17 protein-coding genes are annotated in these 14,662 nt (G+C 54.4%); 15 read left to right on the top strand and 2 right to left on the bottom strand.

Features of this window, described 5'->3' with window-relative positions:
- Positions 1-44: 44 nt before the first annotated feature.
- Positions 45-914, top strand: a complete 870-nt coding sequence (prs, locus tag CMQ96_RS04740) for a ribose-phosphate diphosphokinase (RefSeq protein ID WP_098066116.1) — start codon at positions 45-47, stop codon at positions 912-914.
- A gap of 4 nt (positions 915-918) precedes the next feature.
- Positions 919-2,409 carry a nicotinate phosphoribosyltransferase gene (locus CMQ96_RS04735; RefSeq protein ID WP_004138401.1) on the top strand — a complete coding sequence of 497 codons (1,491 nt, stop codon included), beginning with the start codon at positions 919-921 and terminating at the stop codon, positions 2,407-2,409.
- Positions 2,410-2,470: 61 nt separating this feature from the next.
- Here CMQ96_RS04735 and CMQ96_RS04730 read toward each other — a convergent pair whose 3' ends face one another.
- Positions 2,471-4,375: an ABC transporter ATP-binding protein gene (locus tag CMQ96_RS04730; RefSeq protein WP_098066114.1), complete on the bottom strand. Its 1,905-nt coding sequence runs from the start codon at positions 4,373-4,375 to the stop codon at positions 2,471-2,473.
- 175 nt (positions 4,376-4,550) lie between these two features.
- On the opposite strand from CMQ96_RS04730, the gene kefG reads away from it, so the two are divergent.
- The 4 genes from kefG to slyD all read left to right on the top strand — a co-directional run bounded on the left by kefG (position 4,551) and on the right by slyD (position 7,797).
- Positions 4,551-5,111, top strand: a complete 561-nt coding sequence (kefG, locus tag CMQ96_RS04720) for a glutathione-regulated potassium-efflux system ancillary protein KefG (RefSeq protein WP_004138406.1) — start codon at positions 4,551-4,553, stop codon at positions 5,109-5,111.
- Positions 5,098-6,903, top strand: coding sequence for a glutathione-regulated potassium-efflux system protein KefB (gene kefB, locus CMQ96_RS04715; protein ID WP_098066112.1), 1,806 nt, complete (start codon positions 5,098-5,100; stop codon positions 6,901-6,903). The genes kefG and kefB overlap by 14 nt, the downstream gene beginning before the upstream one ends.
- An 11-nt stretch (positions 6,904-6,914) precedes the next feature.
- A complete protein-coding gene (locus CMQ96_RS04710; RefSeq protein WP_004106389.1) occupies positions 6,915-7,115 on the top strand; it encodes a YheV family putative zinc ribbon protein in 201 nt (66 codons plus the stop codon).
- Between the two features lie 94 nt (positions 7,116-7,209).
- On the top strand, positions 7,210-7,797 hold the full coding sequence (gene slyD / locus CMQ96_RS04705; RefSeq protein WP_004125951.1) for a peptidylprolyl isomerase: 588 nt from the start codon (positions 7,210-7,212) through the stop codon (positions 7,795-7,797).
- A 59-nt stretch (positions 7,798-7,856) separates the two neighbouring features.
- Here slyD and CMQ96_RS04700 read toward each other — a convergent pair whose 3' ends face one another.
- Positions 7,857-8,075 carry a protein SlyX gene (locus CMQ96_RS04700; protein ID WP_004106384.1) on the bottom strand — a complete coding sequence of 73 codons (219 nt, stop codon included), beginning with the start codon at positions 8,073-8,075 and terminating at the stop codon, positions 7,857-7,859.
- 222 nt (positions 8,076-8,297) lie between these two features.
- Here CMQ96_RS04700 and fkpA point away from each other — a divergent pair, with 222 nt between their 5' ends.
- The 9 genes from fkpA to CMQ96_RS04655 form a co-directional block, all read left to right on the top strand.
- Positions 8,298-9,116, top strand: coding sequence for an FKBP-type peptidyl-prolyl cis-trans isomerase (gene fkpA / locus CMQ96_RS04695; protein WP_004125943.1), 819 nt, complete (start codon positions 8,298-8,300; stop codon positions 9,114-9,116).
- Positions 9,117-9,282: 166 nt separating this feature from the next.
- Complete coding sequence (locus CMQ96_RS04690; RefSeq protein ID WP_004106380.1) at positions 9,283-10,005, top strand: transcriptional regulator; 723 nt, start codon at positions 9,283-9,285, stop codon at positions 10,003-10,005.
- Complete coding sequence (tusD, locus tag CMQ96_RS04685; RefSeq protein WP_004138410.1) at positions 10,005-10,391, top strand: sulfurtransferase complex subunit TusD; 387 nt, start codon at positions 10,005-10,007, stop codon at positions 10,389-10,391. The genes CMQ96_RS04690 and tusD overlap by 1 nt, the downstream gene beginning before the upstream one ends.
- Positions 10,391-10,750: a sulfurtransferase complex subunit TusC gene (tusC, locus tag CMQ96_RS04680; RefSeq protein ID WP_049087547.1), complete on the top strand. Its 360-nt coding sequence runs from the start codon at positions 10,391-10,393 to the stop codon at positions 10,748-10,750. Before tusD ends, tusC begins: the two co-directional genes overlap by 1 nt.
- A gap of 7 nt (positions 10,751-10,757) precedes the next feature.
- Positions 10,758-11,045: a sulfurtransferase complex subunit TusB gene (tusB, locus tag CMQ96_RS04675; protein ID WP_024359852.1), complete on the top strand. Its 288-nt coding sequence runs from the start codon at positions 10,758-10,760 to the stop codon at positions 11,043-11,045.
- A gap of 124 nt (positions 11,046-11,169) precedes the next feature.
- Positions 11,170-11,544, top strand: coding sequence for a 30S ribosomal protein S12 (rpsL, locus tag CMQ96_RS04670; RefSeq protein ID WP_002920115.1), 375 nt, complete (start codon positions 11,170-11,172; stop codon positions 11,542-11,544).
- Between the two features lie 95 nt (positions 11,545-11,639).
- Positions 11,640-12,110: a 30S ribosomal protein S7 gene (rpsG, locus tag CMQ96_RS04665; protein WP_004106370.1), complete on the top strand. Its 471-nt coding sequence runs from the start codon at positions 11,640-11,642 to the stop codon at positions 12,108-12,110.
- A 95-nt stretch (positions 12,111-12,205) separates the two neighbouring features.
- A complete protein-coding gene (fusA, locus tag CMQ96_RS04660; RefSeq protein ID WP_004115957.1) occupies positions 12,206-14,320 on the top strand; it encodes an elongation factor G in 2,115 nt (704 codons plus the stop codon).
- A 70-nt stretch (positions 14,321-14,390) separates the two neighbouring features.
- On the top strand, positions 14,391-14,662 hold a 272-nt coding region (locus CMQ96_RS04655), incomplete at its 3' end, for a GTP-binding protein (RefSeq protein WP_048955487.1).

Here is a 14,662-nt window from a genome sequence, read left to right as displayed (position 1 = left end):
ATTGATTGTGTCTTAGGGACACAATTTAATGAGCGGAGGTCACCATGAGCGAAAAATTTACCCTGGAACTGGATGATGAGGCGTTTACGCTTGCCAGCGGCGTCTTTCCCGATGGCGCTGTGTGGCTGAAGGTGACCGAACAATTACCGCCTTCCGCCCGTTTGATGCGCATCCGGGCGGTTACTCTGCGCGATATGAACGATTTTATGCTGCTGGCGCAGCTGGTGGAGGCCGTGCGTCATGTTACCGACGTGGCGTTTAGCCATCTGGAACTGCCGTGGCTGCCGTGGGCGCGCCAGGATCGCCATATGGTGCCGGGAGACAGCTTTGCTTTGAAGGTCTTCGCCCGGCAGCTTAATACCCTTGGCTTTGACAAAGTCGTGGTGCTTGACCCGCATAGCGATGCCGCCGCGGCGGCAGTCAATAATATGGTTGCGGTTGCCCAGCAGCACTGTCTTCTGCAGAACGCCGTTCTGCGTCAGGCTATTGCTACCGGGGAGCTGATGCTGGTGGCGCCGGATGCCGGCGCGCTCAAGAAGATTCACCCTGTGGCTAAAGCCTGCGGTGCCGGAGAGTTCGCGATCCTCGGTAAAGAGCGTGACCTTGCCAGCGGCGCGTTAACCGGTTTTTCTCTGCTGGCCGGTGATGTTGCAGGTAAAGCGGTGCTTATCGTTGACGACCTGTGCGACGCTGGCGGCACCTTTATCGGCTCGGCGCAGGTGCTCCGCGCGGCGGGCGCCCGCAGCGTGAGTTTGTATGTGACCCACGGCGTTTTTTCTAAAGGCGTAGAGCATTTGCTGAATAACGGCATCGATGCCGTTTACGCCACCACCTCTTTGACTTCGCCTGCCCTGGCTCACCCGCAGCTGGAGCTTATCGATATAGACGCCATCTACCGCGCACATTGGGGATAATATGATGAAAATAAATCCGATTCTGGCTATTGATGGTTATAAAGTTTCCCATCGCGTGCAGTATCCGCAGGGGACTACGAAGGTCTACTCAAACTTTACTCCGCGCAGCGATCGTTTTTTCCAGTCGCCGCAGGCCGACGGCAAGCTGGTATTTTTCGGCCTGCAGGGGTTTCTGCAGTGGTTCCTGGTCGATCTGTTTAACGAGGCGTTTTTCGCCCGCCCGGAAGAGGAGGTCGTCAACGAGTATAAGCAGGTGATGGACGGCTATCTGGGGCGCGATACGGTTGGGGTGGAGCCTGTTCGTGCTCTGCATCGGCTTGGCTATTTACCGCTGCATATCAAAGCGCTCGATGAAGGCACCAAGGTGCCGATGAAAGTACCGGTGCTGACCATCACCAATACGCAACCTGAGTTCTTCTGGCTGGTGAACTATCTGGAGACGGTGCTTTCGGCGGAGCTGTGGAAAGCGTCAACCAACGCGACCATTGCCCACCACTATCGCCTGATTTGCGAACGCTGGGCGGAGAAAACCTGTAGCGATCTGACGCACCTTGATTTCCAATGTCACGACTTTTCGTTTCGGGGGATGTCCGGGCTGCACGACACTGCGCAGTCGGGCTGCGGACATCTGGCCAGCTTCAAAGGTACCGATAGCCTGCCTTCGCTGCTGTATGCCCGGGATTATTACACTCGCGGTGAAGATGAGCTTATCGGCGCCAGCATTCCGGCCACGGAACACAGCGTGATGTGTATGGGCGAGCGCGAGCGGGAAATTGAAACCTTTCGCCGGCTGATTACCGAAGTCCACCCGCAGGGTTTCGTCTCTATCGTCTCGGATACCTGGGATTACTGGCAGGTGCTGACCGAATACACCCGCGAGCTGAAGGCGATAATTATGCGGCGCCAGGGGCGAGTCGTATTCCGTCCGGACAGCGGCGATCCGGTGGCTATTCTGTGCGGAACGGCGGCTGACGACGACACCCGCAGCGAGCGCAGCGCCGAGGAGAAAGGCTCCGTTGAAGTACTGTGGGAAATCTTCGGCGGTACGATTAACGAAAAAGGATACAAGGTACTGGATCCGCATGTCGGCCTGATTTACGGCGATTCCATTACTCTCGCCAGAGCGGATGAGATCCTGCGTCGCCTGGAAGCGAAAGGCTTTGCCAGCGCTAACGTGGTGTTCGGCGTGGGTTCCTTTACCTACCAGTACAACACCCGCGATACCTTCGGCTTCGCGATGAAGGCGACCTGGGGGGAGGTGAACGGCGAGGGAAGAGCCCTCTTTAAGGAGCCGAAAACCGATAATGGCCTCAAACGTTCGGCGCGTGGTCTGCTGCGCGTGGAACGCGACGCCGTGGGGGAACTGCAGCTGTACGATGGGCAAACGCTGGAGCAGGAGCAGCAGGGCGAGTTAAAAACGCGCTTTCTGGATGGCAAGCTGTACGGCTATGCCTCGCTGTCGCAGATCCGCGCCCGGCTGGCGGCGCAGCGTTAAGCGGCGGGGAGTGGGATTAAAAAAGGCGGGCGTTCCCGCCTTTTGGTACTGCATCATGCCGTTAGCCTTCCTGGAGCATCTGCTCCAGCTGTTCCTGGGCATCCAGCCAGGCCATTTCACACTCTTCCAGCCCGGACTTCGCGCTAGCCTGCTGCTGTAAACAGGCGGTGAGCTCCGCTTTGCGGCTTTGATCGTATAATTCGCTGTCGCCCAGCTTCTCTTCCACCTGCGCCAGCTGCGTGTTGAACCTCTCCATCTCTTTTTCCAGGCGGGCAATCTCTTTGCGCAGCGGCTGGGTCAGCGTACGCAGCTCGGCTTCCCGGCGTTTCTGATCTTTACGCGCCTGGGCACTGTTGCCGTTTTCCTTCGGCTCTTCGGAGGCCTGGTTTTCCTGCTTTTGCGTGTCGCTCAGCCACTGCTGGTAGTCTTCGAGATCGCCGTCGAAAGGTTCGACTTTGCTATCGTGCACCAGATAAAGGTCGTCGGTGGTGGAGCGAATCAGATGGCGGTCGTGCGAAACCACCACCAGCGCGCCTTCAAAATCGATTAACGCTTCGGTTAGCGCCTGACGCATATCGAGATCGAGGTGGTTGGTGGGTTCATCAAGCAGCAGCAGATTTGGCCGTTGCCAGACGATTAACGCCAGCACCAGGCGCGCTTTCTCGCCGCCGGAGAAACGCTGCGTCTGTTCGTTGACCTTATCGCTCTGGAAGCCGAAACCGCCCAGATAGTCGCGCAGTTTCTGCTCCAGTTCCTGCGGCGCGAGGCGGGCAAGATGCTGCAGCGGGGATTCATCCGCGCGCAGAAATTCCAACTGATGCTGAGCGAAGTAGCCAAGCTTGATGCCTTTCGCCAGACCAATCTCACCGTGCAGCGGCTGTAGCTCACCGGCCAGCAGTTTAATCAGCGTCGATTTACCGGCGCCGTTGCGCCCCAGCAGACCAATGCGCGAACCGGGAACCAGATTCAGCTTGATTGAGTCGAGAATCACCCGCTCTCCATAGCCGGCGCTAACCTTTTCCATCTTCAGCAGCGGATTGGGCAGGCTTTCCGGCGCGCGGAAGCTAAAGTGGAACGGATTATCCACGTGGGCAGGCGCGATGAGCTCCATGCGCTCGAGCATTTTGATACGGCTTTGCGCCTGTTTAGCTTTGGTGGCTTTAGCGCGAAAACGGTCGATGTAGCTCTGCAAATGCGCGACGCGCAGCTGCTGGCTTTCGTACATCGATTGTTGCTGCGAAAGGCGGGTCGCGCGCTGCACTTCAAATGAGCTGTAGTTGCCGGTGTACTCGAACATCGTTTGCTGTTCGATATGGATAATTTTGTCGACGATCGGATCGAGAAAGTCGCGATCGTGGGAGATCAGAATCAGGGTCCCCGGATAGCCTTTGAGCCATTTCTCCAGCCAGATGACCGCGTCGAGATCGAGGTGGTTCGTCGGTTCATCAAGCAGCAGCAGATCGGAACGGCAAATCAGCGCCTGAGCGAGGTTAAGGCGCATACGCCAGCCGCCGGAAAAGTCGCTCACCGGTCTTTCAAGCTGTTCGTTGCTGAAACCGAGCCCGTGGAGCAGGCTGGCCGCGCGCGAGCGGATGGTCCAGGCGTCGATGGCGTCCAGCTTACCGTGGACCGTCGCAATGGCATGACCGTCATTACGTTCGTTGGCCGCGTGCAGATCCGCCTCCAGCTTGCGGAATTCGCGATCGCCATCAATAACATAGTCAATAGCCGGCTGCGCAAGCGCAGGCGTTTCCTGGTTAACCCAGGCCAGCTGCCAGCTGCCGGGGAAGGTCATCGAGCCGCCGTCGGCGCTAATCTCGTTTTTCAAAAGCGAAAGCAGCGTGGATTTACCGCAGCCGTTTTTACCCACCAGGCCGACTTTTTGCCCTGGGTTGATGGTAGCGGTGGCGTTGTCCAGCAGGACGCGTACGCCGCGACGAATTTGTAAGGAGGAGAAAACAATCATAAGGCGCCGTATGTTCTGACTATGTTAATTTGTCATTATGATAATGTAGTGTGGAGCGAATCGCTCAACCGGGCCGCAATGGTAGCCCAAAATGAAGATGATACACAAAGTCATTCTGGTTGCGTCGGGACGCAGCCGCTGCACAGGCCGCCAGAAGACGTTCGGGAGGGGAAAGATGTCTCAGACAGCGAAAGTTTTGCTGCTGTATGCCCACCCAGAATCTCAGGATTCCGTGGCCAACCGGGTTTTGCTTGAACCGGCCTTACAGTTGTCGAATGTGACCGTGCACGATCTCTACGCGCACTATCCGGATTTTTTTATTGATATCGCCTGGGAGCAGGATCTCCTGCGCCAGCATGAGGTGATTGTTTTCCAGCATCCGCTCTATACCTGGAGCTGCCCGGCGCTGATGAAAGAGTGGCTGGACAGGGTGCTCAGCCGCGGCTTCGCCAGCGGGGCGGGAGGGAATCAGCTGGCGGGAAAGTACTGGCGTAGCGTCATTACTACCGGCGAGCCGGAGAGCGCCTACCGGCGCGATGCCCATCGTTATCCGATGAATGACATTCTCCGCCCTTTTGAATTGACTGCCGGCATGTGCCGTATGCACTGGATGAGCCCGATTATCGTCTACTGGGCGCGTCGGCAATCTCCCGAAGACCTGAAAAGCCGCGCTCGCGCCTACCGCGATTGGCTGGCTAATCCTGTAACGGCTGGAGGTCCAAATGGCGGGAGCTGATTTACTGCTGGCCGGGGTGTTATTTCTGTTTGCCGCCGTGGTGGCGGTACCGCTGGCGGCGAGGCTGGGTATTGGCGCCGTACTGGGGTATCTGCTGGCCGGTATCGCCATCGGCCCCTGGGGATTAGGGTTCATCAGCGATGTGGATGAAATTCTTCACTTCTCAGAATTAGGCGTCGTCTTTCTGATGTTTATCATCGGACTGGAGCTGAATCCGTCCAAACTGTGGCGGCTGAGAAGCTCCATTTTCGGCGTCGGGGCCGCTCAGGTCGCCTTCAGCGCGCTCATTCTTGGCGGTTTGCTTATGCTGAGCGACTTCTCATGGCGCGCTGCGGTGGTCGGCGGGATTGGGCTGGCGATGTCTTCCACCGCGATGGCGCTGCAGCTGATGCGTGAGAAGGGCATGAGCCGCAGCGAATCCGGACAGCTGGGTTTCTCCGTATTGCTGTTTCAGGATCTGGCCGTGATCCCGGCCCTGGCGCTGGTTCCATTGCTTGCGGGTTCTGGTGACGACCATTTTAACTGGCTCACCATAGGGATGAAGGTATTGGCTTTCGGCGGAATGCTGGTCGGCGGGCGTTATCTGCTGAGGCCGGTATTTCGTTTTATCGCCGGATCCGGCGTGCGGGAAGTCTTCACCGCCGCGACGCTACTGCTGGTGCTCGGATCGGCTTTGTTTATGGATGCGCTCGGTTTGTCGATGGCGCTGGGGACCTTTATCGCCGGCGTTCTGCTGGCAGAGAGTGAGTATCGCCACGAGCTGGAAATCGCCATCGATCCGTTTAAAGGGCTTCTCCTCGGTCTGTTCTTTATTTCCGTTGGCATGGCGCTGAATCTTGGAGTGCTTTATACCCATTTGCTGTGGGTTGTGGTCAGCGTCGCAGTGCTGGTGACGGTAAAAGGTCTCGTCCTGTATCTTCTGGCGCGGGTATACGGCCTGCGCAGTTCGGAACGGGTGCAGTTTGCCGGCGTGCTGAGCCAGGGAGGGGAATTCGCCTTTGTGCTGTTTTCACTCCCCGCTTCGCTTCGTCTGTTTCAAAACGATCAGATGGCCCTGTTGCTGGTGACGGTGACGTTGTCGATGATGACCACGCCGCTGCTGATGACGCTCATCGATAAAGTGCTTTCGCGGCGATTGAATCAACCCGAAGAAGAGGGTGAGGCGCCGTGGGTTGAAGATGACAAACCGCAGGTCATTATCGTGGGTTTTGGTCGTTTCGGTCAGGTGATCGGCCGTCTGCTGATGGCGAACAAAATGCGTATCACGGTACTGGAGCGCGATATCAGCGCGGTCAATCTGATGCGTAAATATGGCTATAAAGTCTATTTTGGCGATGCGACGCAGCTGGAGCTCCTGCGCTCAGCGGGAGCCGAAGACGCGCAGTCGATCGTAATTACCTGTAACGAGCCGGAAGATACCATGAAGCTGGTGGAGATGTGTCAACAACACTTTCCACATCTGCATATTCTGGTGCGAGCGCGGGGACGCGTTGAGGCCCATGAGCTGCTGCAGGCGGGAGTGGCGCAATTTTCTCGCGAAACCTTCTCCAGCGCGCTGGAGCTGGGACGAAAAGCGCTGATCTCGCTGGGCATGCATCCCCATCAGGCGCAGCGCGCTCAGCTGCACTTTCGGCGCCTTGATATGCGGATGCTGCGCGAGTTAATGCCGGTGCATAGTGATACCCTGCAGATATCCCGCGTGCGGGAAGCCAGACGCGAGCTGGAGGAGATCTTTCAGCGTGAGATGCAAAAAGAGAGCAGGCAGTTAGACGGCTGGGATGAATTTGAATAAAGGTAAATGATATGGCTGTGCGTAAACGTTTTATTGCCGGTGCGAAATGTCCGGCGTGCCAGGCTCAGGATTCACTGGCGATGTGGCGTGAGAATAATGTCGATATTGTTGAGTGCGTTAAGTGCGGGCACCAGATGCGTGAGGCGGATAAAGAGGTTCGCGAGCATGTTCGCAAAGAAGAGCAAGTGATAGGCATTTTTCATCCGGACTAGCGTTATCTATCGGCTTTTTTTAAGCTAGAGGGTACACGGCTGCAGAATTCCGCTACAATCTGCGCCACTATTCTTCCCATGCTCAGGAGATATCATGAAAGTAGCAAAAGACCTGGTGGTCAGCCTGGCCTATCAGGTACGTACAGAAGACGGTGTGTTGGTTGATGAGTCTCCGGTAAGCGCGCCGCTTGACTACCTGCATGGTCACGGTTCCCTGATTTCCGGCCTGGAAAACGCGCTGGACGGCCACGACGTAGGCGACAAATTTGACGTCGAAGTCGGCGCTAACGACGCGTACGGTCAGTACGACGAAAACCTGGTTCAGCGCGTACCTAAAGATGTATTTATGGGCGTTGATGAGCTGCAGGTGGGCATGCGCTTCCTGGCGGAAACCGATCAGGGTCCGGTACCGGTAGAAATCACCGAAGTGGGTGACGAACACGTTGTTGTTGACGGTAACCACATGCTGGCTGGTCAGAATCTGAAGTTCAACGTTGAAGTCGTCGCGATTCGCGAAGCAACGGCGGAAGAGCTGGAGCATGGTCATGTACACGGTGCTCACGGCCACGATCATGGCCACGACCACGATCACGACGGTTGCTGCGGCGGTCACGGCCATGACCATGGCCACGAACACGGCAAAGGCGGTTGCGGCGGTAACGGCGGCTGCGGTTGTCATTAATTCCGCTACGCTCGCGTTGCGGAATAGAAAAAAGCGGGGAGACCCGCTTTTTTTACGTCTTAATAATGCGGAGGAGGCGTTTCTTCCGCCTGTGAAGCCATGTGGGATGGCTGAGTCGCTTTCAATTTTTCCACCATCAGGCGCATATGTTCGCGCATCCTTGCCATTTCTATCTCGTGGGCGGTGACGGTTTTGTTGAGGTCTTCAATAGTGATTTCCTGAAACGCCAGTCTGCTCTCCAGCTCCGCAAGGCGAGTCTCTAAAGTGCTATCGTGCATGAGTAACCTCTTCTGTCTTATCCTGCGGGCGGATTCTACTGAAGTTTCAGCATCCGCGCAGCATCGTTACGTCTGACGGGAAACTAATTCATACAAAAATAGTCTGAAATGAGGCGATATTCAGGTACGTCTGTATGTTGATTTGTTCTGCAACGTTCTATAGTACGTTTTTTGTTTTTTACGATAACCCTGGGGTGAGATGCCCCGGCCCTGGAGAAATGGATGAAATCACTGTTTAAAGTAACGCTGCTGGCGACCACAATGGCCGTCGCCCTGAATGCACCGCTGAGCTTCGCTGCTGAGACGACAGCGAAAGCGGCACCCGCAACGGACAGCAAATCGGCATTCAAAAATGACGATCAGAAATCTGCTTATGCGCTGGGTGCATCGCTGGGACGTTACATGGAAAACTCCCTGAAAGAACAAGAAAAACTGGGCATCAAATTAGATAAAGATCAGCTGATCGCCGGTGTTCAGGACGCTTTTGCTGATAAGAGCAAACTGTCCGATCAGGAGATCGAACAGACTCTGCAGACGTTTGAAACCCGCGTAAAAACGGCTGCTCAGCAGAAAATGGAAAAAGACGCATCTGAGAATGAAGCGAAAGGCAAAGCTTACCGTGACGCCTTTGCGAAAGAGAAAGGCGTGAAAACCTCTAAATCTGGCCTGCTCTACAAAGTCGAAAAAGCGGGTACCGGTGAAGCGCCGAAAGACAGCGATACCGTTGTGGTTAACTACAAAGGTACGCTTATCGACGGTAAAGAGTTTGATAACTCCTACACCCGCGGCGAGCCGCTTTCCTTCCGCCTGGACGGCGTGATCCCAGGCTGGACCGAAGGCCTGAAGAACATCAAGAAAGGCGGTAAAATCCAGCTGGTCATTCCACCGGATCTGGCTTACGGCAAAACCGGCGTACCGGGCATCCCGGCGAACTCTACTCTGGTATTTGATGTAGAGCTGCTGGATATTAAACCGGCCCCGAAAGCGGATGCCAAGCCTGAAGCAGCCGCTGAAGCCCCTGCCGCTGACGCTAAGAAGTAATCGGTTTTAAGCCGCCGCCTCCAGGGGCGGCGGCTTTTTTATTGCGGGCAGATATAATTAAAACTGGAAAGAACCTCAGGCGCTGTATTACTTTAGATAGATTAATAATGATGATGAGCCTGCCCTGACGATAACGACAGGCTCCTGAAAAGGAGTGCTTTTTTTCATGTCCAGGTCGCTTTTAACCAACGAGACCAGTGAGCTTGATTTACTGGATCAACGTCCTTTTGACCAGACCGACTTCGATATCCTCAAATCCTATGAAGCGGTAGTGGACGGGTTAGCGATGCTCATCGGTTCCCACTGTGAAATCGTATTGCACTCATTGCAGGACTTAAAATGTTCCGCTATTCGTATCGCCAACGGTGAACACACCGGCCGACAAATCGGCTCGCCAATTACCGACCTTGCGCTGCGCATGCTGCACGATATGACTGGAGCCGATAGCAGCGTTTCCAAATGCTATTTTACCCGCGCAAAAAGCGGTGTGCTGATGAAATCGGTCACAATCGCCATCCGCAACCGTGACCATCGGGTTATCGGCCTGCTGTGCATCAACATGAATCTTGATGTGCCGTTCTCACAAATAATGAGCACCTTTATTCCGCCGGAAACGACGGAGGTAAACTCGCAGGTCAACTTTGCTTCATCGGTTGACGATCTGGTTGCCCAGACGCTTGAGTTCACAATTGAAGAGGTGAACGCTGACCGTAACGTTTCTAACAACGCCAAAAATCGGCAGATCGTCCTGAACCTCTATGAGAAAGGGATCTTTGATATCAAGGATGCCATTAACCAGGTAGCCGATCGGCTGAACATCTCTAAGCACACGGTTTATCTCTACATTCGTCAGTTCAAAAGCGGAGATTTCCAGGGGCTGGATAAATAATGCGCTTTGCCATTACGGTGACGGGCCCCGCTTACGGTACCCAGCAGGCCAGCAGCGCATTACAGTTTGCCCGCGCCGTTTTGCAGGAGGGGCACGAGCTGCTTAGCATTTTTTTCTATCGTGAAGGCGTCTACAACGCGAATCAGCTTACGGCACCCGCCAGCGACGAGTTTGATCTGGTTCGGGCCTGGCAGGCGCTGCATGAGGAACACGCTGTTTCCTTGCATATCTGTGTAGCCGCAGCTTTACGCCGTGGAATCACTGATGAACAAGAGGCCCGGCAGCTGAGTTTGCCTGCGCATAATTTGCAGCCGGGTTTTACCTTGAGTGGCTTGGGCGCGCTGGCGGAAGCCGCGTTAACCTGCGATCGCATGGTGCAGTTCTGATGAAACGCGTAGCCTTTATTTTTTCGTCTGCGCCTCATGGTTCAGCATCGGGCAGGGAAGGGCTGGATGCCCTGCTGGCAACCTCAGCCCTGACGGAAGAGATCGGCGTATTCTTCGTGGGCGATGGCGTATTTCAGCTGCTTTCAGAGCAGCGCCCTGCCGCGGTGCTGGCGCGCGACTATATCTCTACCTTCAAACTCTTATCGCTATACGATATCGAACAGTGCTGGATTTGCGCTGCTTCAGCACGGGAGCGCGGCCTGAATTCTGCTACGCCGTGGGTCGTTGACGGTGAATGGCTGGAGCCAGAGGCTCTGCGCGCCCGGCTTGATGATTTTAACGTGATACTGCGTTTCTGAGGCCTGAATGCTCCATACGCTAAGCACTTCCCCCTGGCACGCTGATATGGCGACGATGCGCCGTTTGATAAAAGAGGGTGACGATCTTCTCCTGCTGTCGGACGGCGTTATCGCCGCCATCGCGGAAGGGCGTTTCCTTGAAATCCTGCAATCTGCCCCCATTTCTATCTACGCTCTGCAAGAAGATATCGAAGCCCGCGGGCTGGCTGGTCAAATTGCGGACAGCGTCATCAGGGTTAGCTATACTGAGTTCGTCAGACTGACCGTCAAACATGCGGGTCAGTTGGCATGGTAATGGCGGGATTGTTGTATATTTCTTGACACCTTTTCGGCACCGCCCTAAAATTCTGCGTCCTCATATTATATGAGGCGATTTATTACGTGTTTACGAAGCAAAAGCTAAAACCAGGAGCTATTTAATGGCAACAATTAACCAGCTGGTACGCAAACCACGCGCGCGCAAAGTTGCAAAGAGCAACGTGCCGGCGCTGGAAGCCTGCCCGCAGAAACGTGGCGTATGTACTCGTGTATATACCACCACTCCTAAGAAACCTAACTCCGCACTGCGTAAAGTTTGCCGTGTGCGTCTGACTAACGGTTTCGAAGTCACCTCCTACATCGGTGGTGAAGGTCACAACCTGCAGGAGCACTCCGTGATCCTGATCCGTGGCGGTCGTGTTAAAGACCTTCCGGGTGTTCGTTACCACACCGTTCGTGGTGCGCTTGACTGCTCCGGCGTTAAAGACCGTAAGCAAGCTCGCTCCAAGTATGGCGTGAAGCGTCCTAAGGCTTAATGGTTCTCCGTTAAGTAAGGCCAAACGTTTTATATTAATGTCAAACTAAACTCTTAGAGTTTTGGACAATCCTGAATTAACAACGGAGTATTTCCATGCCACGTCGTCGCGTCATTGGTCAGCGTAAAATCCTGCCGGATCCTAAGTTCGGATCAGAACTGCTGGCTAAATTTGTAAATATCCTGATGGTAGATGGTAAAAAATCTACTGCAGAAGCAATCGTATACAGCGCGCTGGAGACCCTGGCTCAGCGCTCTGGTAAAAATGAACTGGAAGCTTTCGAAGTCGCTCTCGACAACGTGCGCCCGACTGTAGAAGTTAAGTCTCGCCGCGTTGGTGGTTCTACTTATCAGGTTCCAGTTGAAGTCCGTCCGGTTCGTCGTAATGCTCTGGCAATGCGTTGGATCGTTGAAGCTGCTCGTAAACGTGGTGATAAATCCATGGCTCTGCGTCTGGCGAACGAACTCTCTGATGCTGCAGACAACAAAGGTACTGCAGTTAAGAAACGTGAAGACGTTCACCGTATGGCAGAAGCCAACAAGGCGTTCGCACACTACCGTTGGTAATCCCTTCGGAGTCATAGTCACCAGACGGGCGCTTCAGGTAAGTCGCCCGTTTTGGATAACTTAACTGAACGCCTAAAGAAATAACGAGGAATCAAATGGCTCGTACAACACCCATCGCACGCTACCGTAACATCGGTATCAGTGCGCACATCGACGCCGGTAAAACTACTACTACCGAACGTATTCTGTTCTACACCGGTGTAAACCACAAAATCGGTGAAGTTCATGACGGCGCTGCCACCATGGACTGGATGGAACAGGAGCAGGAGCGTGGTATTACTATCACCTCCGCAGCGACTACTGCATTCTGGTCAGGTATGGCTAAGCAGTATGAACCGCATCGCGTAAACATCATCGACACCCCGGGGCACGTTGACTTCACTATCGAAGTAGAACGTTCCATGCGTGTGCTTGATGGTGCAGTAATGGTTTACTGCGCAGTTGGTGGTGTTCAGCCTCAGTCTGAAACCGTATGGCGTCAGGCAAACAAATATAAAGTTCCGCGCATTGCGTTCGTTAACAAAATGGACCGTATGGGTGCGAACTTCCTGAAAGTTGTTGGTCAGATCAAAACCCGTCTGGGCGCGAACCCTGTTCCGCTGCAGCTGGCGATTGGCGCTGAAGAAGCGTTCACCGGTGTTGTTGACCTGGTGAAAATGAAAGCCATCAACTGGAACGAAGAAGATGCAGGTGTAACCTTCACTTACGAAGATATCCCGGCAGACATGCAGGAACTGGCCGAAGAATGGCACCAGAACCTGATCGAGTCCGCTGCTGAAGCTTCTGAAGAGCTGATGGAGAAATACCTGGGTGGTGAAGAACTGACTGAAGAAGAGATTAAAACTGCTCTGCGTCAGCGCGTTCTGAACAACGAAATCATCCTGGTAACCTGTGGTTCTGCGTTCAAGAACAAAGGTGTTCAGGCGATGCTGGATGCGGTAGTTGACTACCTGCCATCCCCGGTTGACGTACCTGCGATCAACGGTATCCTGGACGACGGTAAAGATACTCCGGCTGAGCGTCACGCTAGCGATGATGAGCCGTTTGCTGCTCTGGCATTCAAAATCGCTACCGACCCGTTCGTGGGTAACCTGACCTTCTTCCGCGTGTACTCCGGTGTGGTTAACTCTGGTGATACCATCCTGAACTCCGTGAAAGCTGCACGTGAGCGTTTCGGTCGTATCGTACAGATGCACGCTAACAAACGTGAAGAGATCAAAGAAGTTCGCGCGGGCGATATCGCTGCTGCTATCGGTCTGAAAGACGTAACTACGGGTGACACTCTGTGCGATCCTAATGCGCCGATCATTCTGGAGCGTATGGAATTCCCTGAGCCGGTAATCTCTATCGCTGTTGAACCGAAAACCAAAGCTGACCAGGAAAAAATGGGTCTGGCTCTGGGCCGTCTGGCTAAAGAAGACCCGTCTTTCCGCGTATGGACTGACGAAGAATCTAACCAGACTATCATCGCCGGTATGGGTGAGCTGCACCTCGACATCATCGTTGACCGTATGAAGCGTGAATTCAACGTTGAAGCGAACGTCGGTAAACCTCAGGTTGCTTACCGTGAAGCGATTCGCGCGAAAGTTACCGATATCGAAGGTAAACACGCTAAACAGTCTGGTGGTCGCGGTCAGTATGGTCACGTCGTTATCGACATGTACCCGCTGGAGCCGGGCTCTAACCCGAAAGGTTATGAGTTCATCAACGACATCAAAGGTGGTGTAATTCCTGGCGAATACATCCCGGCCGTTGATAAAGGCATCCAGGAGCAGCTGAAAGCGGGTCCTCTGGCTGGTTACCCGGTAGTTGATCTGGGCGTGCGTCTGCACTTCGGTTCTTACCACGACGTTGACTCCTCTGAACTGGCGTTTAAACTGGCCGCTTCTATTGCCTTTAAAGATGGCTTTAAGAAAGCGAAACCAGTTCTGCTTGAGCCGATCATGAAGGTTGAAGTAGAAACTCCGGAAGAGAACACTGGTGACGTTATCGGTGACCTTAGCCGTCGTCGCGGTATGCTGCGCGGTCAGGAATCCAACGTGACTGGCGTTGTGATCCACGCTGAAGTTCCGCTGTCTGAAATGTTCGGATATGCAACTCAGCTGCGTTCTCTGACCAAAGGTCGTGCTTCTTACTCCATGGAGTTCCTGAAGTATGATGATGCGCCGAACAACGTTGCTCAGGCCGTAATCGAAGCCCGTGGTAAATAAGCCGCAGGGTTAAAACCAAAGTCCCGTGCTCTCTCCAGAAGGGGAGAGCACTATAGTAAGGAATATAGCCGTGTCTAAAGAAAAATTTGAACGTACAAAACCGCACGTCAACGTCGGTACTATCGGCCACGTTGACCATGGTAAAACTACTCTGACCGCTGCAATCACTACCGTTCTGGCTAAAACCTACGGTGGTTCCGCTCGTGCATTCGACCAGATCGATAACGCGCCGGAAGAAAAAGCTCGTGGTATCACCATCAACACCTCTCACGTTGAATATGACACCCCGACTCGCCACTACGCGCACGTAGACTGCCCGGGCCACGCCGACTATGTTAAAAA

The sequence above is a fragment of the Klebsiella sp. MBT K-1 genome (assembly GCF_002556465.1).
Taxonomy (GTDB): domain Bacteria; phylum Pseudomonadota; class Gammaproteobacteria; order Enterobacterales; family Enterobacteriaceae; genus Klebsiella; species Klebsiella grimontii.
Note: the sequence above shows the minus strand (reverse complement) of the source record. Positions and strands in the feature narration are given on the sequence as shown.